The sequence below is a fragment of the Nonomuraea sp. NPDC050202 genome (genome assembly GCF_040656115.1).
GTDB lineage: Bacteria > Actinomycetota > Actinomycetes > Streptosporangiales > Streptosporangiaceae > Nonomuraea.
Window position 1 is genome coordinate 467,700 of sequence record NZ_JBFALF010000004.1, and the last position, 21,099, is coordinate 488,798.

23 protein-coding genes and 1 tRNA gene are annotated in these 21,099 nt (G+C 70.7%); 14 read left to right on the forward strand and 10 right to left on the reverse strand.

Going from position 1 to position 21,099, the window contains the following annotated elements; genetic code table 11:
• Positions 1-33 precede the first annotated feature (33 nt).
• The 5 genes from ngcE (at position 34) to AB0I79_RS15995 (ending at position 4,183) form a co-directional block, all read left to right on the forward strand.
• Positions 34-1,476: an N-acetylglucosamine/diacetylchitobiose ABC transporter substrate-binding protein gene (gene ngcE, locus AB0I79_RS15975; RefSeq protein ID WP_357872757.1), complete on the forward strand. Its 1,443-nt coding sequence runs from the start codon at positions 34-36 to the stop codon at positions 1,474-1,476.
• Between the two features lie 3 nt (positions 1,477-1,479).
• A complete protein-coding gene (locus tag AB0I79_RS15980) occupies positions 1,480-2,394 on the forward strand; it encodes a sugar ABC transporter permease (RefSeq protein ID WP_357872760.1) in 915 nt (304 codons plus the stop codon).
• Between the two features lie 2 nt (positions 2,395-2,396).
• Entirely contained in the window at positions 2,397-3,245 is an 849-nt protein-coding gene (locus AB0I79_RS15985) for a carbohydrate ABC transporter permease (protein WP_357872763.1), read from the forward strand.
• Positions 3,246-3,255: 10 nt separating this feature from the next.
• Positions 3,256-3,537, forward strand: coding sequence for a 4a-hydroxytetrahydrobiopterin dehydratase (locus AB0I79_RS15990; RefSeq protein ID WP_357872767.1), 282 nt, complete (start codon positions 3,256-3,258; stop codon positions 3,535-3,537).
• Positions 3,538-3,625: 88 nt separating this feature from the next.
• Complete coding sequence (locus tag AB0I79_RS15995) at positions 3,626-4,183, forward strand: hypothetical protein (protein WP_357872768.1); 558 nt, start codon at positions 3,626-3,628, stop codon at positions 4,181-4,183.
• An 83-nt stretch (positions 4,184-4,266) separates the two neighbouring features.
• On the opposite strand, the gene AB0I79_RS16000 is transcribed toward AB0I79_RS15995, so the two are convergent.
• The 3 genes from AB0I79_RS16000 to AB0I79_RS16010 all read right to left on the reverse strand — a co-directional run bounded on the left by AB0I79_RS16000 (position 4,267) and on the right by AB0I79_RS16010 (position 6,362).
• Positions 4,267-4,431 (reverse strand): hypothetical protein, encoded by a 165-nt coding sequence (locus AB0I79_RS16000; RefSeq protein WP_357872771.1) that lies wholly within the window; start codon positions 4,429-4,431, stop codon positions 4,267-4,269.
• A 45-nt stretch (positions 4,432-4,476) separates the two neighbouring features.
• Positions 4,477-5,445, reverse strand: a complete 969-nt coding sequence (locus AB0I79_RS16005; protein WP_357872774.1) for a pirin family protein — start codon at positions 5,443-5,445, stop codon at positions 4,477-4,479.
• A 95-nt stretch (positions 5,446-5,540) separates the two neighbouring features.
• Entirely contained in the window at positions 5,541-6,362 is an 822-nt protein-coding gene (locus tag AB0I79_RS16010; protein WP_357872777.1) for a fused MFS/spermidine synthase, read from the reverse strand.
• Between the two features lie 123 nt (positions 6,363-6,485).
• On the opposite strand from AB0I79_RS16010, the gene AB0I79_RS16015 reads away from it, so the two are divergent.
• Together AB0I79_RS16015 and AB0I79_RS16020 are read left to right on the forward strand one after the other, a co-directional pair.
• Positions 6,486-7,946 carry a penicillin-binding transpeptidase domain-containing protein gene (locus tag AB0I79_RS16015; RefSeq protein WP_357872780.1) on the forward strand — a complete coding sequence of 487 codons (1,461 nt, stop codon included), beginning with the start codon at positions 6,486-6,488 and terminating at the stop codon, positions 7,944-7,946.
• A gap of 20 nt (positions 7,947-7,966) precedes the next feature.
• The gene (locus tag AB0I79_RS16020; RefSeq protein WP_357872783.1) at positions 7,967-8,614 is read left to right on the forward strand and encodes a hemolysin III family protein; all 648 of its coding nucleotides are present in this window, start codon (positions 7,967-7,969) and stop codon (positions 8,612-8,614) included.
• A 7-nt stretch (positions 8,615-8,621) separates the two neighbouring features.
• Here the strand turns inward: AB0I79_RS16020 and AB0I79_RS16025 are convergent, their stop codons facing one another.
• Positions 8,622-9,317, reverse strand: coding sequence for a DUF4097 family beta strand repeat-containing protein (locus tag AB0I79_RS16025; RefSeq protein ID WP_357872785.1), 696 nt, complete (start codon positions 9,315-9,317; stop codon positions 8,622-8,624).
• Positions 9,318-9,469: 152 nt separating this feature from the next.
• On the opposite strand from AB0I79_RS16025, the gene AB0I79_RS16030 reads away from it, so the two are divergent.
• From AB0I79_RS16030 to AB0I79_RS16045, 4 genes are read left to right on the forward strand one after another with little or no spacing between them, the layout of a single operon-like run.
• A complete protein-coding gene (locus AB0I79_RS16030; protein WP_357872787.1) occupies positions 9,470-10,420 on the forward strand; it encodes an SPFH domain-containing protein in 951 nt (316 codons plus the stop codon).
• A complete protein-coding gene (locus AB0I79_RS16035) occupies positions 10,420-10,665 on the forward strand; it encodes a hypothetical protein (protein ID WP_357872790.1) in 246 nt (81 codons plus the stop codon). The genes AB0I79_RS16030 and AB0I79_RS16035 overlap by 1 nt, the downstream gene beginning before the upstream one ends.
• Positions 10,640-11,296 carry a GPP34 family phosphoprotein gene (locus AB0I79_RS16040; protein WP_357872793.1) on the forward strand — a complete coding sequence of 219 codons (657 nt, stop codon included), beginning with the start codon at positions 10,640-10,642 and terminating at the stop codon, positions 11,294-11,296. The genes AB0I79_RS16035 and AB0I79_RS16040 overlap by 26 nt, the downstream gene beginning before the upstream one ends.
• Positions 11,297-11,325: 29 nt before the next feature.
• Complete coding sequence (locus tag AB0I79_RS16045; RefSeq protein ID WP_357872796.1) at positions 11,326-12,483, forward strand: DUF418 domain-containing protein; 1,158 nt, start codon at positions 11,326-11,328, stop codon at positions 12,481-12,483.
• Position 12,484: 1 nt separating this feature from the next.
• Here the strand turns inward: AB0I79_RS16045 and AB0I79_RS16050 are convergent, their stop codons facing one another.
• Positions 12,485-13,162 (reverse strand): response regulator transcription factor, encoded by a 678-nt coding sequence (locus AB0I79_RS16050; protein WP_357872799.1) that lies wholly within the window; start codon positions 13,160-13,162, stop codon positions 12,485-12,487.
• Positions 13,155-14,888: an ATP-binding protein gene (locus tag AB0I79_RS16055; protein WP_357872802.1), complete on the reverse strand. Its 1,734-nt coding sequence runs from the start codon at positions 14,886-14,888 to the stop codon at positions 13,155-13,157. Before AB0I79_RS16055 ends, AB0I79_RS16050 begins: the two co-directional genes overlap by 8 nt.
• Positions 14,889-15,055: 167 nt before the next feature.
• Here AB0I79_RS16055 and AB0I79_RS16060 point away from each other — a divergent pair, with 167 nt between their 5' ends.
• From AB0I79_RS16060 to lat, 3 genes are all read left to right on the forward strand, one after another.
• The gene (locus AB0I79_RS16060; RefSeq protein WP_357872805.1) at positions 15,056-16,393 is read left to right on the forward strand and encodes a serine hydrolase; all 1,338 of its coding nucleotides are present in this window, start codon (positions 15,056-15,058) and stop codon (positions 16,391-16,393) included.
• A 60-nt stretch (positions 16,394-16,453) separates the two neighbouring features.
• Complete coding sequence (locus AB0I79_RS16065; RefSeq protein WP_357872807.1) at positions 16,454-16,996, forward strand: HdeD family acid-resistance protein; 543 nt, start codon at positions 16,454-16,456, stop codon at positions 16,994-16,996.
• Positions 16,997-17,060: 64 nt separating this feature from the next.
• Positions 17,061-18,329: an L-lysine 6-transaminase gene (gene lat / locus AB0I79_RS16070; protein ID WP_357872810.1), complete on the forward strand. Its 1,269-nt coding sequence runs from the start codon at positions 17,061-17,063 to the stop codon at positions 18,327-18,329.
• A 5-nt stretch (positions 18,330-18,334) separates the two neighbouring features.
• Here the strand turns inward: lat and AB0I79_RS16075 are convergent, their stop codons facing one another.
• The 4 genes from AB0I79_RS16075 to orn form a co-directional block, all read right to left on the reverse strand.
• On the reverse strand, positions 18,335-19,555 hold the full coding sequence (locus AB0I79_RS16075; RefSeq protein WP_357872813.1) for an NAD(P)/FAD-dependent oxidoreductase: 1,221 nt from the start codon (positions 19,553-19,555) through the stop codon (positions 18,335-18,337).
• 362 nt (positions 19,556-19,917) lie between these two features.
• The gene (locus AB0I79_RS16080) at positions 19,918-20,112 is read right to left on the reverse strand and encodes a LuxR C-terminal-related transcriptional regulator (RefSeq protein ID WP_253758288.1); all 195 of its coding nucleotides are present in this window, start codon (positions 20,110-20,112) and stop codon (positions 19,918-19,920) included.
• 188 nt (positions 20,113-20,300) lie between these two features.
• A tRNA-His gene (locus tag AB0I79_RS16085) sits at positions 20,301-20,376 on the reverse strand.
• 68 nt (positions 20,377-20,444) lie between these two features.
• The gene (orn, locus tag AB0I79_RS16090) at positions 20,445-21,038 is read right to left on the reverse strand and encodes an oligoribonuclease (RefSeq protein WP_225268826.1); all 594 of its coding nucleotides are present in this window, start codon (positions 21,036-21,038) and stop codon (positions 20,445-20,447) included.
• Between the last annotated feature and the right edge of the window lie 61 nt (positions 21,039-21,099).

Below are 21,099 nucleotides of genomic sequence, written 5' to 3' on the forward strand. Positions count from 1 at the left end.
CGTTTAGGAAACTTTCCTAATTCAGGAGTCGCCATGACCCACCCGGGCGAGATCACCAGGCGCCAGCTCATCCGCCGGATCGGCATGACCGCGTTCGTCGCCGGCCCGGGCGCGGGCCTGGTCACGGCCTGTGCCACCGCCGGCGGCGGCGAGCCCTCCGCAGCCCCAGCCACCTCGCTCCCGGCCTCCGCGAACCCTGGGAACCCGTTCGGCGTGGACGCCGGGAAGCCGCTGGAGGTGGCCATCTTCAGCGGCGCGTACGGCGACTCCTACGCCAAGGACGTGCACGAGGAGCTCTACAAGAAGGCGTTCCCCGGCGTCACGATCACCCACACGGCCACCCAGGAGATCGGCACCCAGCTCCGCCCGCGCCTGGTCGCCGGCGACCCCCCTGACGTGATCAACAACTCCGGCCCCAAGTCGATGGACCTGGCCGCACTGGCCGCCGAGGGGCACCTGGCCGACCTGACCCCGCTGTTCGACGCCCCCTCGATCGACGACCCCGCCAAGAAGGTGCGCGACACGATCACCCCCGCCGTGCTCGTCAACGCCAACGTGACCGGCAAGGACCTGGTGCTGAACTACACCGTGTCGCACCGCGCGCTCTGGTACAACGCCGCGCTCTTCGCGGACAAGGGCTGGACGGTGCCGACGACCTGGGAGGAGTTCACCGCGCTCGGCGAGACGGCCAAGCGGGAGGGCATCCTGCTGTTCGCGTACCCGGGGCAGAAGGGGCCGTACTACCAGCTCTGGAACGTCCTCTACACCGCCGCGAAGATCGGCGGGAACCAGGTCATCCTCGACCTCGACAACCTCGTCGACAACGCCTGGAACGCCGAGCCGATGAAGCGGGCGGTCACCGTCTGGGCGGACATCCAGGCGAGATACGGCGACAAGGCGTACTTCGGCCTCGACCACACGCAGACCCAGATCAAGCAGCTCCAGAACAAGGTGCTGTTCTACCCGGTCGGCTCGTGGATCGAGAACGAGATGGCCAAGGACAAGCCGCAGGACTTCGAGTACGCCATCGCCCCCATCCCCGAGGTCACCGGCTCCGACAGGATGCCGTACGGCGCCATCCAGGTCGGCGTCGGGGAGAACTTCGTGGTCGCCGCCAAGGGCAAGAACCCGCAAGGCGGCCTGGAGTACCTGCGCATCATGCTCTCCAAGGAGGGCGCGCGCAGCTTCACGGAGAAGACCAAGAACGTCACCGTCGTGAACGGCGCCGCCGAGGGCGTCGACCTGCCCGCCGGCCTCCTGAGCGCCGCCCGCGCCCAGGACAGGGCCGGGCAGAACATCATCACCGAGGCCCGCTTCGAGGGCTGGTACAAGGAGCTCTTCGACTACGGCACCGAGCAGATCAACGTGGTCATGGCCGGCCGGATCACCCCCGAGGAGTTCTGCGCCAACCTGCAGAAGAAGGCCGACGCCGTCAAGAAGGACGAGTCGGTCACCAAGCAGACGCGGAGCCAGTGACAGATGGAGCGGTTGCGCACGTACGGTTTCGTCGCCGGATTCCTCGCCGTCCCCCTCGCGCTCTACACGGTCTTCGTCATCAGCCCCTACGTGCAGGCCTTCCAGCTCTCGCTGACGAGCTGGAACGGATACAGCTCGATCGTCCGCTACGTGGGGCTGGACAACTTCGGCCGGTTGTTCGACGACGAGGTCTTCTGGCGGGCCCTGCGCAATCACGGGATCCTGCTGCTGGTGTTGCCGCTCGCGACCATCGTCATCGCGCTGCTGTTCGCCTTCCTGCTCAATCTCGGCGGCGGCACGCGCGGCTCCGGCATGAAGGGGGTCCGGGGGTCGGGGTTCTACCGCGTGGTGTTCTTCTTCCCCCAGGTCCTGGCCGTGGCCGTGGTCGGCGTGCTGTTCCAGGCCGTGTACCGGCCCGACGCGGACGGCGTCATCAACGGCGTGCTGGCCCGGCTCGGCATCGAGCCCGTCGGCTGGCTCATCGAGCCGGACCTGGCCCTGTGGTCGATCATCGCGGTGATGGTCTGGCAGGCGGTCGGCTTCTACGTGGTGCTGTTCTCGGCGGGCATGGCCGCCATCCCCAAGGACTACTTCGAGGCGGCCGCGCTGGACGGGGCGGGCCGCGTCCGGCTGTTCTTCTCGATCACGCTGCCGCTGCTGCGCGACACCGTGCAGGTCGGCTGGATCTATCTGGGCATCGCGGCCTTCGACGGGTTCGCGCTCATCCAGGTGCTGGCGGGCGACAAGGGCGAGCCCGACGGGGCCACGACCATCCTGCCGATCACGATCTACAACACCGCCTTCTCCTACCAGAAGGTCGGGTACGCGTCCGCGATGGGTGTGGCGCTGTTCTTCCTCACCGTGACGTTCGCGGTGCTGACCTTGCGGACGACCAGGCGTGAGAGGGTTGAGCTGTAGAGATGGCCTCGCGTAAGGAAAAGGGCCCCGGCCTGCTCGGCGGGCTCTCCCACGTGGCGCTGGCCGTCTGGGCCCTGCTGATCATCGCGCCGCTGCTGTGGACGTTCCTGGCCTCGTTCAAGAGCAACACCGAGATCTTCGGCGACCCGCTGCAGCTGCCCGGCGCGCTGCGGCTGGACGCGTGGGGCAGGGCCTGGGACAAGGCGCACATCGGGCAGTACATGCTGAACACCGTCGTCGTGGTCGTCCTCGGCACGGCGGGCACGATGGTGTTCGGGTCGATGGCGGCGTACGTGCTGGCGCGCTACCGGTTCGCCGGCAGCAGGCTGATCTACTACTACTTCGTGGCCGGGCTCGCCTTCCCGGTCTTCCTGGCGCTCGGGCCGCTGTTCTTTGTGGTCAAGCAGGTGGGGCTGCTCAACAGCCACGTCGGGCTCGTGCTGGTCTACATCGCCTACTCGCTGCCGTTCACGGTGTTCTTCCTGGCGGCGTTCTTCCGCACGCTGCCGGAGGCGGTCGCCGAGGCCGCGCTGATCGACGGGGCCTCCCACACCCGCACGTTCTTCCAGATCATGGTGCCGATGGCCAGGCCCGGCCTGATCAGCATCACCATCTTCAACGTCCTCGGCCAGTGGAACCAGTACCTGCTGCCCCTCGTCCTGCTCGCGGGCGCGCCCGACAAGTGGGTGCTCACCCAGGGCATCGCCCGCATCTCCACGCTGGCCGGCTACGAGGCGGACTGGCCGGGCCTGTTCGCCGCCCTGTCCATCACCATCCTTCCGGTCATGATCGTGTACATCGTCTTCCAGCGGCAGATCCAGTCCGGGCTCAGCTCGGGAGCCCTGAAGTAACGTGGGAGGCATGGACGTCGAGAGCAAGCTCAACGACCTGCCCCGATGGCGGCGCGAGGGCGAGGAGATCAAGCGCACGGTCACCGCGCCCGACTTCCCCACGGCCATCCGCATCGTCGACGAGATCGCGGTCAGGGCGGAGGAGCTCAACCACCATCCCGACATCGACATCCGGTGGCGTGATCTGCACCTGACGCTCACCACCCACGACCAGGGCGGCCTGACCGACCTCGACTTCACGCTGGCCGCCGCGATCGATGACATCGCGGCAAAACATGGCGCCGAAGCCTGATGACGGTACGTAGCGGGCCGATCACTCGTTAGAGTGGTGCTCTCTCGGAGCCCTCGTCACCGGAGGGGCTCGACCCGTGGGAGGTCCCATGCGCGTGCCCGCATTCCTGCTCGCCCTCATGACCGCGACGACCGCGCTGGCCGGGGCGTGCGCGGGGCCGCCGGCCCCGGTCCAGAACGCCAAGACCGCGCCGGACGAGACGGTCAACCTCAACGCCGCCGGCGAGTTCGGCACCGACGGCACCGGCGCCATCGCCTACGACCGCAAGCTCGCCCCCGAGGGTGCCCAGGCCAGCGTCACCGTCGAGTCCGGCGGCGGCCAGACCCGCACCTCGCTCGTCGTCGAGGGCCTGCTGCCCAACCGCCGCTACGGCGCCCACCTGCACACCAAGCCGTGCGGCAAGCGGCCGGACGACTCCGGCCCGCACTACCAGCACCACCCCGGCCAGATCGACGCGGCCAGCGAGGTCTGGCTCGACTTCACCACCGACGACGAGGGCGCGGGCCGTTCCAGCGCCCGCAACGACTGGGTGCTGGAACGTGCCAAGCTGCCCGGCTCCCTCGTCATCCACTCCAAGCCGACCACCACTTCGGGCCCCGAGGTCGGCCAGGCCGGCTCCAGGGTCGCCTGCCTGACCCTCAAGTAGGAGCTTGATCACGCGATGACGCTGCAGGCGCGACCGCGGCCGCCTGCCACAGGGCGGTCGCCGGGCCGCCGGCGCCCGCCCGCTCACCTGATCGCGGCGGCCTTCGGCTGCCGCGGGGCGGTCCGCCGCGCGAGCCCGTCCCGTTCGAGCGTGTCGACCAGCCCGGTGGCGTTCCTGGGGCTCACGCCGGCCGCCTGCGCCGGCTCGCCGATGCCGGCCCCGCCGTCCCCGGCCGAGCTGAGCCGCAACAGCAGGTCCGTCGCCCCGAGCTGAGCCCGCGCGCAGAGGTGCGGTCAGGCGTGCTGAGCGGGGATGCTCCCGAGCCGTCCCGCCTTGAAGTCCTCGAACGCCTGCACCAGCTCGGCCTTGGTGTTCATGACGAACGGCCCGTAGTGCGCCACCGGCTCCCCGATGGGCTGCCCGCCGAGCACGATCACCTCCAGCGGCTCCCTGGCCGCCGAGATCGTGATGCTTCCGGCCTGCGTTGCCAGCCCGGGCCGGTTCCCGAACCCCTCGAACACGGCGAGCTGCCCGCCGCTCAGCGGCCGCCGCTCCGCGCCCGCGGTGCCGCGCCCGGACAGCACGTACGCCAGGGCGTTGAAGTCCTTGCGCCACGGCATGACCAGCCGCGCCCCCGGCGAGACGGTGGCGTGCAGCAGCGTGATCGGCGTCTGCGTGCTGCCCGGCCCCACGTGCCCGGCCAGGTCCCCGGCGATGAGCCGCACCAGCGCCCCGCCGTCGTGGCTGCTCAGCAGCACGACGCTGGAGCCGCCGATGTCCTGGTACTGGGGCGCGATCATCTTCTTGGCGCCCGGCAGGTTCACCCAGAGCTGGATCCCGTGGAACAGCCCGCCCTGCTGCACGAGCCACTCCGGCGGCGCCTCCTTGTGCAGGATCCCGGCTCCGGCGGTCATCCACTGCGTGTCGCCGTTGGTGATGGTGCCGCCGCCGCCGTTGGAGTCGAGGTGCTCCATCACGCCGTCGATCATGTAAGTGACGGTCTCGAAGCCCCGGTGCGGGTGCCACGGCGTGCCCTTGGGCTCGCCCGCCGCGTAGTCGACCTCGCCCATCTGGTCCATCATCACGAACGGGTCCAGGTACTCCGGCTTGATCGCCGCCAGCGCCCTGCGCACGGGGAAACCTTCGCCCTCGAACCCGCTGGGTGCGGTCTCGACGGCGAGCACCTTGCGTCCCGGCGTCCCGGCCTGCGGCTCGGGCAGGCGGGGGAGGGTCAGCGGGTTCTCTACGGTCACGGCGGGCATGTCGCGCTCCTTCCAGCGAGTCTGCCCGGCTCAACCAAGTTTAGAATTCAACTATTCCGGTGCTGCGGGATGCGGTTCGAGCGGGGCCGTGATGCTCAGCCGAAGACGGCGGGGGGCGGGACGGGCGCGATGACCGCGTCGCCGTCCCTGATGGGCGCGGCTCCGGCGATGAAGTTGGTCAGCGCCTCCCCGTGCACGCACCGTGCCTGCGTGAGGCCGCCCGCCGCCCTTCTGGTCAGCAGCTCCACCGGGAGCTCTGTCCTCGACGCGGCCACGATGAGGTTGCCGAAGCGGCGGCCCCGCATGATGCCGGGCTCGGCCATCAGGGCCACGTGCCCGAACGTGCCCGTCACCGTGGCCAGCAGCCGCCTGGCGAAGGCCAGGCCCTTGCCGTCGGCCAGGTTGATCAGGAGGGTGCCGCCGGGGCGGAGGATCCTGGCGATGTCGCCCATGTACTCGGCCGTCGCCAGCTCCACCGGCATCGTCGCGCCCGTGAACGCGTCGAGCACCACCAGGTCGGCCGTCTCGTCCCAGATCTTGGCCGTGCCTTCCCTGCCGCCTGCGACGATGACCTTCAGGCGGGGCACCGAGCGCAGGTCGAGCTGCTCGCGCACCAGGTTGACCAGCAGGGCGTCGGGCTCGATGACGATGTGCCGGGAGCCCGCGCGGGTGGCGGAGACGTAGCGGGGGATCGTGCAGGCGCCGCCGCCCACGTGTACGCAGCTCAGCGGCCCATCTGACAAAAGGTCGATCACATCCGCCATGAGTCGTACATACTCGAATTCCAGAAATGTCGGGTCTTGTAGATCTACGTACGACTGAGGTACGCCATCCTTGGACAGCACCCAGCCGTCCTGCCTGTCCAGATCCCGGAGCAGCTCGACCTCGCCGAACGTCACCGGGTACAGGCCAGGCATCGGTTCACGCTGTCCACGAGCCACGTCTGATCCCCTCCCTGGGAGTACCGTATGGCACGGCGAAGGCTGATTGTGCTCGTTATCGCGCTTGTCGCGGTAGTCGGGGCGGGCGCTTTCGCCATCGTGGCGTCGAACCGGGTCAAGGGCAGCGCCGCCCAGACGGCCGAGGCGTACTTCGACGCCTGGCGCCGGGGGAACGTGACGGCGATGGAGCGGCTGGTGTACCAGGCTCCGTCCGACTTCTCCGTACGGCACCGGAAGCTGAGCGACGAGCTGCACGTCGAGTCCCTCCAGCTCACCCCCGGCCAGGTGCGCAGCACGGGCGAGGAGGCGGCCGAGGTGCCGTTCTCGGGGGTGCGCAGGCTCACCGAGCTGGGGGAGTGGCCGTTCGACGGCACGCTGCGGCTGGCCGTGCGGGAGCGTTCGTGGAAGGTGTTATGGGCTCCTGAGACGTTGCACCCGCTGCTCAAGGACGGCGGCACGCTCGCGCTGGAGGAGGTGGAGACGTCGGCGGCGGAGCTGGTCACCAGCGAGGGCGACAAGATCCCGAACGACAGCTACGCCGAGGCGTACCTGAACCCGCTCAAACCCGAGTTCGAGGAGGTCAACTACGGCTGGGCGCTGGTGTCGAGGGTGCCCGGCCAGCCGGACAGGACGCTGCTGCGCCGCGAGCCCAAGGCGAACGTCGAGCGCACCACGCTCTCGCGGGCCGTCCAGGCGGCGGCGGCGCGGGCGCTGGACGGCGTGGAGGACTCCACGATCATCGTCATCCGGCCGAGCACCGGCGAGATCCTCGCGCTGGCCGACCGCCTGGGGGACAACTACAGCGCCGTGCGGGACGTGTTCCCGCCCGGCTCCACCTTCAAGACGATCACCGCGGCGGCACTGCTCAAGGGCGGGCTCGACCCGGCGGCCCAGGTCGGCTGCCCCGGCACGTACCAGATCCCGTTCCACGGGGCCATGAGCAACGACGGCGAGGTGGACCGCGGCGTCGTCACGTTCACCGACGCCTTCGCCCACTCCTGCAACACCACCTTCGTCGAGCAGGCGACCACCAGGCTGACGGGGGAGGAGCTGAGCAGGACGGCGGACGAGTGGGGGTTCGGCCGGCCGATCGCGACCGGGATCAGCGGCACCTGCGGCACCGTGCCCCAGACGGACGATCTCGACATGCTCGCCGCCGACGCGATCGGTCAGGGCGAGGTCGTCGCCACCCCGCTCTGCATGGCCGCGCTCGCCGCCGCCGTCCAGAGCGGCACCTGGCGCTCGCCGCGACTGCTGTCGGCGGAGCAGGTACGCCGCATCGACGGCACCCCGCACGGGGACGTCCGGATGGACGAGGGCGTCGTGGCCGCGCTCAGGGACATGATGACGGCCGTCGTCGCCTACGGGACGGCCAGCGGCGCGGGGCTTCCCGAGGGCGTCGCGGGCAAGACGGGGACGGCCGAGGTGGAGGGCGAGACGTCGCACGCCTGGTTCATCGGTTACCGCGATGACCTGGCCTTCTGCGTCTTCGTACGGCACGGCGGGTCCGGTAGGTCCACCGCTGTCCCCATTGCCGCCCGTTTCTTCAAAGGGCTCTAACCTACGGTACCGTAGGTTTCATGACGACCATCACCGTCAAGCCCCGGCTGCGAGGCTGGTTGCACGCCGGAGCGCTGCCTGTGACCCTGATCGCCGGCTTCGTGCTCGTCGCGCTCGGCCCCACCTTGCAGGCTCGTCTGGCCTCGTCGATCTACGCCATCACGTCGGCCTTGTTGTTCGGCATCTCCGCCACCTACCACCGCAGCACGCTGGGCCCGCGGCTGGCGGAGTTCCTGCGCAGGATCGACCATGCGAACATCTATCTGATCATCGCGGGCACCTACACCCCGTTCGCCCTGCTGGCGCTGGACGGTGTGCCCCGGGTGGCGGTGCTGTCCGTGATCTGGGGCGGGGCGCTGGCGGGGGTGCTGTTCCGGGTGTTGTGGATGAAGGCCCCGCGCTGGCTCTACACGGTCCTCTACCTGGCACTGGGCTGGGCCGCGATCTTCGTGATGCCCCAGCTGATCGAGGGCGCGGGGGTGACGGCCGTCGTGCTGGTGGCGGTGGGCGGCGTGTTCTACTCGGCCGGCGCCGTCGTGTACGGCCTGCGCCGCCCCGACCCGTCCCCCCGCTGGTTCGGTTTCCACGAGGTCTTCCACGCGTTCACGATCGCCGCCTACCTGGTGCAGTACATCGCGGTGTCGATCGTGGTCTACTCCCACGGCTGATCCGCCGTCAGGACGTCGAGACCGCCAGGTCGCCCGAGTCGCTGGTCACCTGGATGGAGCGCGCGGCCGAAGGGTCGCTGTCGGCGGTGATCTCCTTCGCGCCCGAGTCGGTCTTCGCCACGATGTCGTACGGCCCCTTCGGGACGTGGATCTCGGTCCGCCCCGAGTCGGTGGAGGTCGTGACCTTGTCGGGCTGGCCGGTGAAGGTCAGCGTCATGTCGCCCGAGTCCGTCCGCGCGACGACCTGCCTGCCCGTCAGCCCGCCGGCCTCGATCGCGCCCGAGTCGCTCCTGGCCTCCAGCTCGCCCGACAGGTCCTTCAACGTGAGGTCCCCCGAGTCGCTGCCCACCTTGACGCGCAGCCCCTTGGGCACCTCGACCCGGTAGCTCACGTCGCAGGACACCCCCACGGCGCCGAACCCCCAGCTGGTGGGGCAGGTGAACGCCAGCTCCAGCGTGTCGCCCCGTACCTCGTGGGTGCTCTTGGGCTTCTCCTTGCGCCAGACCAGCCGCTCGCTCACGTGGATGCCGCCGCGGTCCGACTCGACCACCTCGATGGTGCCGGAGTCGGTCTCGACGTGCAGGGCCGCCACCTTGTCCGTGACGTCGTACGACACGGTGTCCTCGCTGTGCTCACCGACGCCGCAGCCGGTCAGCACCGTGGCGAGCCCGAGCAGGCCCGCGATCAACGCCGTTCTCCTCATGGCAGAAACCCTAGGGGGCGGGCGGAGGCGCGGCACTGCCGCCGCCACCCTGATGCCCGGTAGGGCCAGCCCTACCGCCCCTTCCCTCGCCGCCGGAAAAGTGATATCACTTTGCTAGCAAGATGAAGTCACACTCAGCGGGAGGGAAGGCGATGGTGGAGACATCGAGTGGGGGCGCGCTCGAAGGCGGCGTGATCGACATGCCCGCGCCCCACACCTACGAGCGCCAGGTCAGGGCCGCCAACGGGTTCGTGATGGTGAGCGTGGCCACGGTGCTCATGCTGGCCGGCATCGCGCTGCTCGTCCTGGGCATCGCCCTGCTGGTCTCGGGGTCGGCGACGGCCGGGCTCGCGGCGCTCGTCGTGGGCGCCCTGGCGATCGCGATCGGGTTCGTCATGCTGTTCGGGCTCACCGCGGTGGCCCCGGGCGAGGCCAGGGTGGTGCAGCTCCTCGGCCGGTACGTCGGCACCCTGCGCACCCCCGGCTTCCAGTGGGTCAACCCGATCACCGTGCGCCGCCGGGTCTCCACGAGGATCCGCAACCACGAGACGGACGTCACCAAGGTCAACGACGCGGACGGCAACCCCATCCAGATCGCGACCGTGGTGGTCTGGCAGGTGGAGGACACCGCGCAGGCGGTGTTCGAGGTGGACGACTTCGTGGAGTTCGTGGCCATCCAGGCCGAGACGGCGGTGCGGCACATCGCCGGCAGCTACCCGTACGACGCCCACGGCGAGCCGAGGCTGTCGCTGCGCGACAACGCCGACGAGATCAACGACCAGCTCTCCACCGAGATCGCGGCCAGGGTCGCCTCGGCCGGGGTGAAGGTCATCGAGTCGCGCATCATCCACCTGGCGTACGCGCCGGAGATCGCCCACGCGATGCTCCGCCGCCAGCAGGCCGGCGCGGTCGTGGCGGCCCGGCAGCGGATCGTCGAGGGCGCCGTCGGCATGGTGGAGATGGCGCTGGCCAGGCTCGCCGAGCACGACGTGGTGGAGCTGGACGAGGAGCGCAAGGCGGCCATGGTCAGCAACCTGCTCGTGGTGCTGGTGGGTGATCGCGACACTCAGCCCGTGGTCAACACGGGCACGCTCTACCAGTGATGGCCGAGCGCAAGAAGCTTCTGCTGCGGCTCGACCCGGTGGTCCACGACGCGCTGGCCAGATGGGCGTCCGACGAGCTGCGCAGCACGAACTCCCAGATCGAGTTCCTGCTGCGCAGGGCGCTGACAGAGGCGGGGCGGCTGCCCGAGGGGGTGGGGCGGATGCGCCCGCGCGGCCGGCCGCGCAAGGACCTGGACGGAGAAGAAGAGGAGCAAGCGGATGGAGACGCCGGTGAAGCAGGGTGAGACGCTGACGCACTCGGCCTTCCTGCTGGCCTTCGACCTGCGCAAGGAGCGGCTGACGAACCGGGGCGAGCTGGGTTACGTGCTGCGCGCCGCCGCCATGGCCGAGCTGCTGCTGGAGGGGAGCCTGGCCGACGAGTCGGGCAAGCCGCGGGCCCTGGCGAAGCCCGCGGACGCGGGCCCGGGCTCGCTGCGGGCGGTCGTCTGGGAGCAGATCTCCGGCTCGCCGCCCCGTTCGTGGCGGCGCTGGATCCGTAAGGACTACGCGAAGGCGGTCCGCGTGGTGCGCGACGAGCTGGCCGCCGACCGGCTGATCCGGGTGGAGCGGCACCGGGTGCTGTTCATCCCGGTGGAGCGGATCGTCCCGCGCAAGGCTTACCTGTCACGCAGGCTCGCCGAGCGCGTCGGGCGGGCCATCCGCGGGGGCCAGCCGGTCGGGCGGATGGAGCGGGACGTCCGCGTCCTGGCGGCACTGGCCGCCGCGGCCGGCATGAAGGGGGTTCTGGGCTGGGGCGAGGCGCGCCGGTACCGGAACCGGATCGAGCAACTCTCGGCACCCGTCGAGCCCATCGCCACCGCGCTGCGCAAGACCGTGGAGGCGACCAGGCAGGCGGGGGCCGACGGAGGAGGTTGACGCACATGCCATTACCAGGAGGGCGACACATGACGATGCCGATCGAGGCGCCGGCCCGGCCGCGCGCCACCGCCGGGCGAGCACTCGCCCCCGACCTGGCACGCGGCGCGATGCTGCTGGCCATCGCGTTCGCGCACGCGCCGCTGTTCGTGACCGACGTCCATCGCGGCCCCGCGGTGCTCAACGCGGTCATCGACATCTTCCACTTCCTCTTCGTCAACAACCACGCGCGGCCGATGTTCGCCTTCCTGTTCGGGTACGCGCTGGTGCAACTGCTCAACCGGCAGCTCGACCGCTCGGGCGGCGACTGGGTGAGCGCCCGCAAGCTGCTGCGCCGCCGCGGGTGGTGGCTGGTGGCCATCGGGCTCGCGCACGTGGCGCTGCTGGTTCCCATCGACATCCTCGCCACCTACGGTCTGGCCGCCGTCCTGCTGACCGGCCTGCTGCGGCGCGGGGACCGAGCCCTGCTGTGGACCGCCGGCCTCACGTTCGTCCCCGCCACCGCCCTCGTCGGGATCGGCATGTGGTTCCCGATGTCGCAGGGCATCTCCACCTTGACCAAGGGCAGCGTCGCCGCCGACGGCCAGGGTTTCTTGGCCATGCTCGTCGAGCGGTTCTCCGTCTGGCCCTTCGGCCTGGTCGTGGGCGGTCTCGCGGTCGTCCCCGGCATCGTGCTGGGCATGTGGGCGGCGCGCCGCCGCTACCTGGAGGAGCCCGAACGGCACCGCCCCTTCCTCGTCCGCGCCACCGTGATCACCACCGTCCTGTCCGTCGCCGGCTCCCTGCCCGCCGCCCTCATCCAGGTCGGCGTGTGGGCCGAGCCGTCACCGGCGGCGGTGTGGGCGGCCGCGGTGGCCCAACCCCTCACCGCGTACGCGGGCGGCATCGGCATGGCGGGCCTGGTCGCCCTCGTCGCGATCCGCGCCGGGCGGCGCCGCAACCGGCTCACCACCATGGTCGAGGCGCTCGGCCGGCGCTCGATGAGCCTGTACCTCTTCCAGTCGATCGCGTTCGTCGTGATCTTCTACCCGTACGGGCTGGGCCTGCAGGACGACCTCGGCCTGGCCGGTGCCACGCTCGTGGCGGCGGGCACGTGGCTGCTCTCGCTGCTGCTCGCCGACCTCATGCGCCGCGTCGGCCATCGGGGCCCGGCCGAGCTGCTGCTGCGCCGGCTGGCCTACCGCTGATTCACGACGGCTCCGGCCCCAGGTAGGCCAGGACCGCCGCCACCCGCCGGTGCACGTCGCCGCTGTTCTCCAGGCCGAGCTTGGTGAAGATGGAGTTCACGTGCTTCTCCACCGAGGAGATCGACAGGTGCAGGGCGCGGGCGATGGCGGAGTTCGTCCGGCCGTGGGCCATCTCGCGCAGCACGTCCCGCTCGCGGGCGGTCAGGGCCTCCTGCTGGCCCCGCACGTCGCGCCTGGCCAGCAGGCCCTCGACCACCTTCGGGTCGATGACCGAGCCGCCGGAGGCGACCGCCCTGATCGCCCCGAGCAGCTCGTCGAGGTCGCCGACCCGGTCCTTGAGCAGGTACGCGTATCCCTCGGTGCCGTGCTTGAACAGCTCGAACGCGAACAGCGCGTCCGAGAACTGCGACAGCACCACCACCCCCACCCCCGGATGCGCGGAGCGGATGCGGTGGGCGGCGTCGATGCCCTCGAAACCCTGCCGCCACTGCCCTCCGGGCATCCGGATGTCGGTGATCACCACGTCCGGGCCGAGCCTGCGTACGGCGTCGAGGAGCTCGTCGGCGTCGCCCACCGCGCCCACGACCGCCACCTCGCCCGACATCTCCAGCAACTGCCGGGTGCCCTCGCGCACCAGGTAGTGGTCGTCGGCCACCACCGTACGGATCAGCTCACCCATCGACCGGCACCCACGCGTTCACCCGTGTCCCCTTTCCCGGCTCGCTGTCGACCGTCAGGCTCCCGCCGAGCGCGTCGAGCCGGTCCGCGAGCGTGGCCAGCCCCCTGCGCGCCTGCGTACGCGGGTCGAAGCCCCTGCCGTCGTCGGTCACGCCGGCACACAGGCGGTTGCCGTCCTGCGCCAGGCGTACCTCTATGGTCGCCGCGGCGGCGTGCTTGAGCGCGTTAGCCACGGCCTCGCTCACCGTGAAGTACATCGCGCCCTCGACCTCGTCGGCGAACCGCCTGGCCCGCAGCGACGGGGGAGAGGTCACCGTCGTCCGCACGGGCAGGCGCGAGCAGCGCTCCTCCACGGCCTCCACCAGGCCGCCCTGGCTGAGCGCGGACGGGTGGATGCCGGCGGCCAGCTCCCGCAGGTCGGCGAGGGTCTGGCGGGCCTGCTCGCGCAGGCCCGCGAGCATGTCGGGGCCCGCGCCGGTCGCCCTGGCCAGCTCCAGGCCGGCGATGAGGGCGACGAGCTGCTGCTGCACGCCGTCGTGGATGTTGCGCTCGATGCGGCGGCGCTCGGCCTCCTGGGCGTTGACCAGCCTGGTGACCAGGCCGGCGCTCTGGATGGCCAGCCCGGCGGGCACGGCCAGCGCCTCCAGGAGCCTCCTGTCCACGCGGGTCAGCGGGCCGGTGTCGCGGGGCCCGCACTCGATGCGCCCGCCGCGTACCGGCAGCTCCAGCACCGCCCGTCCCTCCTGCTCGCCGGAGACCACGCGCGTGCCGTCCGCCAGCGTCACCGCCGCCCACCGCAGGTCCAGCCCGGTGCGCACGGCCGCCGCCAGCCGCGCGAGCTGCTCCACCGGCTCGGGCGTCTCCTCCAGCGCCGTGCCGAGGTCGGAGAGCACCTCGTCCACCGTCGGACGCAGGTCGAAGACCAGGTGCAGGCGCGAGCCGCGGAGCCCGACGCGGACGTCGAGCAGCCGGTGCCGCACCACCGACACGGCGATCGCGGCCGGCAACGATCCCACCACGGCCATGAGCCCGACCAGCCCGGCGACCCCGTACTGGGGCCCGCCGAAGTGGAACAGGTACACCAGCACCGCCCCCGCCGCGGTCGCCGCCATGCCGCCGACCATCCAGGCGTACTGCCCGCGCTCGGCCTGCCCGCTGCGCCGCCACCGGATGATCAGGCCGCAGAACACGATCACCGCCATGATCCACGTGGTGAGCTGCCCGGCCGACGAGGCGAACACGCCGGCCCACTGCGTGGCCGACAGCGGCCCCCCGCGCGGGTGGTACGGGTCGTGGCCGTACACCAGGTTCCCCCCGGTGTGCAGGGCGATCGCGGCGCCCGAGATCCACGCCACGGCCCGCCACCGGCGTGAGGGCAGCCGCCCGTCGGGGAACAGCAGCGGCACGAAGATCCAGGTGAGGCCGTAGAACACCGCGCTCAGCGAGCCGAGGGCGGTGAGGACCGGGTGCCCGTCGCCACGGGCCGACAGGCCGATGCCGAGCAGGGCGAGTCCGAGCGTCAGGGCGGCGGCCAGCAGCAACCAGCCGTAGCGCAGCTCGGGGCGCCTGACGGCCAGCAGCCAGCCCAGCGCGGGCAGCGGTAGGGTGAACACGATGAACACCCACTGCTGGGGCGGGGCGGGCAGGCCGCTCTCCAGCAGCGGGCCGGCCACCACCCCGCCGGCGGCGATCAACGCCAGTGGCCCGGCCACCAGCCTGGAACTCATGGGGCCCCATCGTGACAAGCGTTCGGGAGAGACGTCCATGAGGTTATCCGCATATTTCCTGCGGCCATCCGCACCTGCCGGAACGGCGGCTCGCACGGTGGCCGCGAGCCCGCCCGCCGGGATTCGCTTGGGAGGACGAAGCCGATCTCTGCGAATGGAGCCCTCTCATGCACACTCCGTCCAAGCCTGTCCGGGTGCTCGCGGCGGCCGCGGCGGCGATCGCCATGACGGCCTGCGTCAGCCAGCCGGTCCCGGCCCAGGCCACGGACACGGCGATCGCCACCGCGCCCGAGGTCCCCGGCACCCCGGCGGGCCGGCAGCTCGGCTGGCTGCTCGACGCGTCCACCCGCGCGCCGATCGCGGAGGACGAGCTGGCCGGGCACTTCACCGCCGACTTCCTCAAGAGCGTGCCGCCCGCGCAGCTCAACCAGGTGCTGACGACCTTCAAGGACCTGAAGCTGGAGCGGGTCGAGGTGTCGCAGGACCGGCAGCTGCTGGCCCGGGTCCTGATGGGCGCCTCGGCGTTCGACGTCGCGCTCAGCGTGGACGCCGCCGGCCTGATGAACGGCCTGCGGTTCATGGCGCCGGACCCGCGGACCTGGGCCGAGGCGGACGAGAAGCTCCGCGGGCTCTCCCCGCGGACCGGCTTCCTGGCCGCCGAACTGACCCCGGACGGCCGGTGCCGTCCCGTGCACGGCGTCGCCGCCGGTGAGCGCAAGCCGCTGGGGTCCATGCTCAAGCTGTACGTGCTGGGCGCGGTGGCCGAGCGCATCAGGAGCGGCGCGTTCGGCTGGGGCACCCAGCTCACGATCACCCCTGAGCTGAAGAGCCTGCCGACGGGCGAGCTGCAGAACCGGCCCGACGGCAGCAAGGTCACCGTGCTGGAGGCTGCCAAGCTGATGATCTCCATCAGTGACAACACGGCCACCGACCTGCTGATCCACAAGGTCGGCCGCAAGGCGGTCGAGCGCACGATGCGGGCCTGGGGCGTGCACGACAAGCGCAACGTGCCGTTCATGACCACGCGCGACCTGTTCGTGCTCAAGGGCGTGGACTACCCGCGCCACGCCAAGCGGTACCTGTCGCTGAACGACGCCAAGCAGCGGGCCTACCTGGAGAAGGTCGTGGCCAAGGCGCCGCTGTCGACGTTCGAGATGTGGACAGCGCCGCGCGAGCTGGACTCCCTGGAGTGGTACGCCTCGCCGAACGAGGTGTGCCGGGCGTACGCGGGGCTGGTGAAGGTGGGCGACCGGCGGATCGGCGAGATCATGTCGATCAGTGACGGGGGGCTCGGGCTGGACAGGGCCCAGTGGCCGGCCGTGTGGTTCAAGGGCGGGTCGGAGCCGGGGGTCTCGGACACGAGCTTCATGGCACGTACGGCGCAGGGCAAGGCGTACGTCGTGACCACGATGGCGATCGACCCGGGGGCGCCGATCGCCGCCCACGTGGGGCTGGAGCAGCTCGCGGTGACCCGTGGCGCCTTCGCTCTGGTGAAGGGTTCCTGATCACTGACATTTGACCCGCTGCTGGTCTCTTTCCGGACGGGAGCCGGAAAGTAGACCAGCATGGGGGGAATCTCTCAATCGTGGTGGCTGCTGCTCGTCAGAGGGCTGGCCGCCGTCGTCTTCGGCGTCCTGGCCCTCATCTGGCCGGGACTCACGCTCCTCGTCCTGGTGATCTTCTTCGGCGCGTACGCCCTCGTCAGCGGCCTCTCCGAGCTGTTCGCCGGATTCCGGCACGGCGCCCGGTCGCGGGCCTGGCTCATCGTCTCCGGCGTCGTCGGCATCCTCGCCGGCATCGTGGCCCTCGTCTGGCCCGGCATCACCTCCCTGGCCCTGCTCTACGTCGTGGCCTTCTGGGCGATCTTCACCGGGGTCTCCGAGATCGTGGCCGGCATCCACCTGCGCAAGCTCATCGACAACGAGTGGATGTTCATCGTCGGCGGCGCGCTGTCGGTGATCTTCGGTGTGCTGCTGCTCGTCTGGCCGGGCGCGGGCCTGCTCAGCCTCGCCTGGCTCATCGGCGTCTTCGCGATCCTGTACGGCATCGCCATGATGGCGTTGTCCCTTCGCGTGAAGAACTTCACGCCGAGGGCTGATGTGCCGTAAATTTTGTATATATAGCCGTGTTCCTCAAGAGGAATGCCAGGCTTCCGCCCATCGTGGAGGTGCCATGGACGTACACACCCGCCTTGCCCGCCACCTGCTCGTCGACGGCTACCGTCTCGTGCTCGACCTGGAGCTCAGCCGCGGCTCCTGGCTGGTCGACGCCCGGAACGGCCGCCGCTACCTGGACTTCTACACCTTCTTCGCCTCGGCCCCGCTCGGCGTGAACCCGCCCTTCGACCCCGACCACGTCCGGCTGCTCGGCCAGGTGGCCCGCAACAAACCGGCCAACCCCGACATCTACACCGAGCACCTGGCGGACTTCGTCGACACCTTCGTCCGCGTGCTCGGCGACCCCGCCCTGCCACACCTGTTCTTCGTCGAGGGCGGCGCCCTGGCCGTCGAGAACGCGCTGAAGACCGCCTTCGACTGGAAGAGCCGCCGCAACGAGGCCGCGGGCCGGTCGCGCGACCTGGGCACCAAGGTCATGCACCTGACGAAGGCCTTCCACGGCCGCAGCGGCTACACGCTGAGCCTGACCAACACCGAGCCGGGCAAGACCGACCGCTTCCCCAAGTTCGACTGGCCGCGGATCGACGTGCCCGCCATCCACTTCGGCGACGTCGAGGCCGCCGAGGAGCGGGCGCTGGCGCAGGCGCGGGAGGCGTTCGAGCGCCACCCGCACGACATCGCCTGCTTCATCGCCGAGCCCATCCAGGGCGAGGGCGGCGACAACCACATGCGGCCCCAGTTCCTGCAGGCCATGCAGCACCTGTGCCACCAGCACGACGCGCTGTTCATCCTCGACGAGGTGCAGACCGGCGGCGGCACGACCGGGACCGCGTGGGCCTACCAGCAGCTCGGGCTGGAGCCCGACGTGGTGGCGTTCGCGAAAAAGGTGCAGGTCGGCGGGATCATGGCGGGGCGCAGGGTGGACGAGGTGCCCGGCAACGTGTTCCAGCAGAGCGGCCGGATCAACTCCACGTGGGGCGGCGGCCTGGTGGACATGGTGCGCAGCCGGGGCATCCTGGAGATCATCGAGCGTGACGGGCTGATCGCCCGCGCCGCCACCGCGGGCGACGCGCTGCTCGAAGGCCTGTCCAAGCTGGAGGCCGAGCACCCGCGGTCGATGTCGAACGTGCGCGGCCGCGGCATGATGTGCGCCTTCGACCTGCCGGACCAGGCCGCCCGCGACGCCCTGGTGACCCGGCTGCGGGAGGAGCACGGCGTGCTGGTGCTGCCCTGCGGCCCCAGATCCGTACGCCTGCGCCCCGCGCTGAACATCCCCGAGCCCGACCTCGACCACGGCCTGGCCGCGCTGTCGGCGGCGCTGTAGGCCCGCTACTGGGTGACGCTGGCCCTGCTGCGGTGCGGGCCGGCGTAGCGCCAGAAGAAGTTGAGCAGCACGCTGACCCGGTTCCGCCCGCCCAGCAGGTACGCCACGTGGATGAAGATCCACACCAGCCAGGCGGGCAGGCCGCGCATCGTCAGCCCGTTCTCCAGCTGCAGCACCGCCTCGGCCTTCCCGACCGTCGCCATGATCCCCGGATCCCGGTACGAGAACGGCCGCGGCTGCCCGCCCTTGGCCATCGCGGCGATCTGCCTGCCCACGTGCTTGCCCATCTGGATCGCCGGCTGCGCGAGCTGCGGCAGCGCGTGGGGCGCGCCGGCCAGGTCGCCCACCACGAAGATCTCCGGGCGCCCCGGCACGTTCAGCGTCTCCGTCACCGTGATCCGGCCGCCCTTGCCCTGCTCCAGCCCCCACGAGCTCACCTCGGGCGGCGCGGTGACGCCCAGCGCCCACACGGTCACGTCGCTCTGCAGCCGCGTGCCGTCCTCCAGCAGCACCGCGTCCGGCTCCACGCCGGCGACGGTGGCGCCCAGCCGCAGGTCCACGCCCCGCTTGCGCAGCGCCCTGGCCGCCGAGTCCCGCAGCCGCGGCTTGTACGGCGCCAGCACGTACTCGAAGCGCTCGACCAGCGTCACGCTCGTCTGGTCCGGCCGTACCTCGGGGTGGGTCAGCGGCAGCGTGTTGCGCCGCAGCTCGGCCAGCGTGCCCGCCGTCTCGACGCCGGTCGCGCCCGCCCCGACCACCACGACGTGCGTGCTCTCGCGCCGCCCCGCCGCGGTGTCCTCCAGGTAGTGCTGCAACCGCCGGCGCAGGACGGCCGCGTCGCCCAGCGAGTAGATCGGCAGCGCGTTCTCCGGCGCGCCGGGCACCTTCAGCCAGTTGGTGGTGACGCCCGTGGCGAGCACGAGGTAGTCGTAGTCGAGCGCGCCACCGTCGTCGAACTCCACCCGCCGCTTGTCCGGCAGGATCCTGCTCAACGCGGCCCGGCGCGCCCGCACGTTCGGCCACTTCGCGGCGAACGTCCTGATCGGATAGGACACGTCCGCCGTGCCCATCCCGGCCGTGGCCACCTGGTAGAGGAGGGGCTGGAAGGTGGCGTACGGGTTGCGGTCGACCAGCGTCACCAGCGCCCCGCTCCTGGCCAGCTCCTTCGTCGCGGCCAGCCCGGCGAAACCCGCCCCCACCACGACGACCCGCGCTCTGTGCACCATGATCTCTCCTTCCCCCTCAACGGGCTCATGGATGTCAATGGCACCGCCAGCTTCTCTTAAACACGCGCCGGCCGGAAGCGCCCGGAATGTCCGGGTCCCGTACGGGGCGGAGAAGCGCATGCGCTGCGGTCTCCGTGCGCTCCCTGCGCGGCTTGCCGCCCTGGCGGGGTCGGCTTCTGGCGCCGCGTCGGCGGGACGGTGTGCGGGGCAGCCCGGCTCAAGGCGCACGGCGGCCCGCACAGCAGCGCGCCCTGTGCCCGGCGACCGTGGCGAGCCCGGCGGGCGGGCAGGTGGTGGGGCGTGGTGGGGTGGCCTCGCGGCCGGCCACGCGCCCGAGGAACGGTGAACGCCGCCACCGATCGCTACTGCCGCCGCGACCGCCAGAGCCCGATGGCCGTGACCCTGGAGTCCACGCCGAGCTTGGCGTAGATCCGGTTGACGTGGTTCTTGACCGTTTTCTCGCTGAGAAACAGCCGCTGCGCGATCTGCCCGTTGGACTGACCGGTGGCGATCAGGTCCATGACCTCGGCCTCGCGCTTGCTCAGGGACGTGAACACGCTATCGAAAGCTGCGTCGTCGACTCTCATCCGGCCTCCGGGGGCGCGCAGACTGTCAAGATCGCCGATGGCCCCCGTGCTGCCGGCGTTAGCGTTAGACAGCGAGCATAACCCGCATTGTCATGATTTGGGGCCGTTGCCCGGGAGAAAACGCGAACGGCCGGTCCTGAAGGACCGGCCGTTCGCCTTGGGGTGAGTGAAGGGACTTGAACCCTCGACATCCAGGACCACAACCTGGCGCTCTGCCAACTGAGCTACACCCACCATGGCCACCCGCTGTGTGGTGGCACAGGAAAAGTGTAGCGGGATTCGGGAGTCTTTACGCCACCCGATTAACCGCTGACACGCTCAGCCAGGGCTCTGGCCGTGGTCGAATCGGGTCCGGGCTGCCCGACGAAGATGGCCGCGCGGTAGTAACGCAGCTCCCTGATGCTCTCCGTGATGTCGGCCAGAGCCCGGTGTCCGCCCTGCTTTTCGGGCGCGGCGAAGTAGACCCGGGGGTACCAGCGGCGTACCAGCTCCTTGATCGACGAGACGTCGATCATCCGATAGTGCAAATACGCATCCACCCCGGGCATGTCGCGCGCGATGAACGTGCGATCCGTGCCGATCGAGTTGCCGCACAGCGGCGCCTTCTTCGGCTCGGGCACGTGGCGGCGGATGTAGTCGAGCACGAGCGACTCCGCCTCGGACAGCGTCACGCCGCCCGCCAGCTCGGGCAGCAGGCCCGAGGCGGTGTGCATCTCGCGTACGACCTGCGACATCTGCTCCAGCGACTCCGGCGGCGGCTTGATGACCACGTCGACGCCCTCGTCAAGCTGATTGAGCTCGCTGTCGGTGATCACGCACGCCACCTCGACGAGCGCGTCGCGGCTCAGGTCGAGCCCGGTCATCTCACAGTCGATCCAGACCAGCAAGTCACTCATACGATCTCCTCGCCCAGCGGCTCGGAGCAATCCGCCCGCTTGTTACCCCACCAGCCTAGTG

Bases quoted from the DNA above. Each gene is read 5' to 3' on its own strand.
- AB0I79_RS15995 (WP_357872768.1), top strand. From the start codon at position 3,626: ATGCGCGTGCCCGCATTCCTGCTCGCCCTCATGACCGCGACGACCGCG.
- AB0I79_RS16060 (WP_357872805.1), top strand. From the start codon at position 15,056: ATGCACACTCCGTCCAAGCCTGTCCGGGTGCTCGCGGCGGCCGCGGCG.
- AB0I79_RS16055 (WP_357872802.1), bottom strand. From the start codon at position 14,888: ATGAGTTCCAGGCTGGTGGCCGGGCCACTGGCGTTGATCGCCGCCGGC.
- AB0I79_RS16025 (WP_357872785.1), bottom strand. From the start codon at position 9,317: ATGAGGAGAACGGCGTTGATCGCGGGCCTGCTCGGGCTCGCCACGGTG.
- AB0I79_RS16010 (WP_357872777.1), bottom strand. From the start codon at position 6,362: ATGCCTGGCCTGTACCCGGTGACGTTCGGCGAGGTCGAGCTGCTCCGG.
- AB0I79_RS16030 (WP_357872787.1), top strand. From the start codon at position 9,470: ATGGTGGAGACATCGAGTGGGGGCGCGCTCGAAGGCGGCGTGATCGAC.
- orn (WP_225268826.1), bottom strand. From the start codon at position 21,038: ATGAGTGACTTGCTGGTCTGGATCGACTGTGAGATGACCGGGCTCGAC.
- AB0I79_RS15990 (WP_357872767.1), top strand. From the start codon at position 3,256: ATGGACGTCGAGAGCAAGCTCAACGACCTGCCCCGATGGCGGCGCGAG.
- AB0I79_RS16040 (WP_357872793.1), top strand. From the start codon at position 10,640: ATGGAGACGCCGGTGAAGCAGGGTGAGACGCTGACGCACTCGGCCTTC.
- AB0I79_RS15980 (WP_357872760.1), top strand. From the start codon at position 1,480: ATGGAGCGGTTGCGCACGTACGGTTTCGTCGCCGGATTCCTCGCCGTC.
- AB0I79_RS16035 (WP_357872790.1), top strand. From the start codon at position 10,420: ATGGCCGAGCGCAAGAAGCTTCTGCTGCGGCTCGACCCGGTGGTCCAC.
- AB0I79_RS16050 (WP_357872799.1), bottom strand. From the start codon at position 13,162: ATGGGTGAGCTGATCCGTACGGTGGTGGCCGACGACCACTACCTGGTG.
- AB0I79_RS16020 (WP_357872783.1), top strand. From the start codon at position 7,967: ATGACGACCATCACCGTCAAGCCCCGGCTGCGAGGCTGGTTGCACGCC.
- AB0I79_RS16065 (WP_357872807.1), top strand. From the start codon at position 16,454: ATGGGGGGAATCTCTCAATCGTGGTGGCTGCTGCTCGTCAGAGGGCTG.
- ngcE (WP_357872757.1), top strand. From the start codon at position 34: ATGACCCACCCGGGCGAGATCACCAGGCGCCAGCTCATCCGCCGGATC.
- AB0I79_RS15985 (WP_357872763.1), top strand. From the start codon at position 2,397: ATGGCCTCGCGTAAGGAAAAGGGCCCCGGCCTGCTCGGCGGGCTCTCC.
- AB0I79_RS16005 (WP_357872774.1), bottom strand. From the start codon at position 5,445: ATGCCCGCCGTGACCGTAGAGAACCCGCTGACCCTCCCCCGCCTGCCC.
- lat (WP_357872810.1), top strand. From the start codon at position 17,061: ATGGACGTACACACCCGCCTTGCCCGCCACCTGCTCGTCGACGGCTAC.
- AB0I79_RS16045 (WP_357872796.1), top strand. From the start codon at position 11,326: ATGACGATGCCGATCGAGGCGCCGGCCCGGCCGCGCGCCACCGCCGGG.
- AB0I79_RS16075 (WP_357872813.1), bottom strand. From the start codon at position 19,555: ATGGTGCACAGAGCGCGGGTCGTCGTGGTGGGGGCGGGTTTCGCCGGG.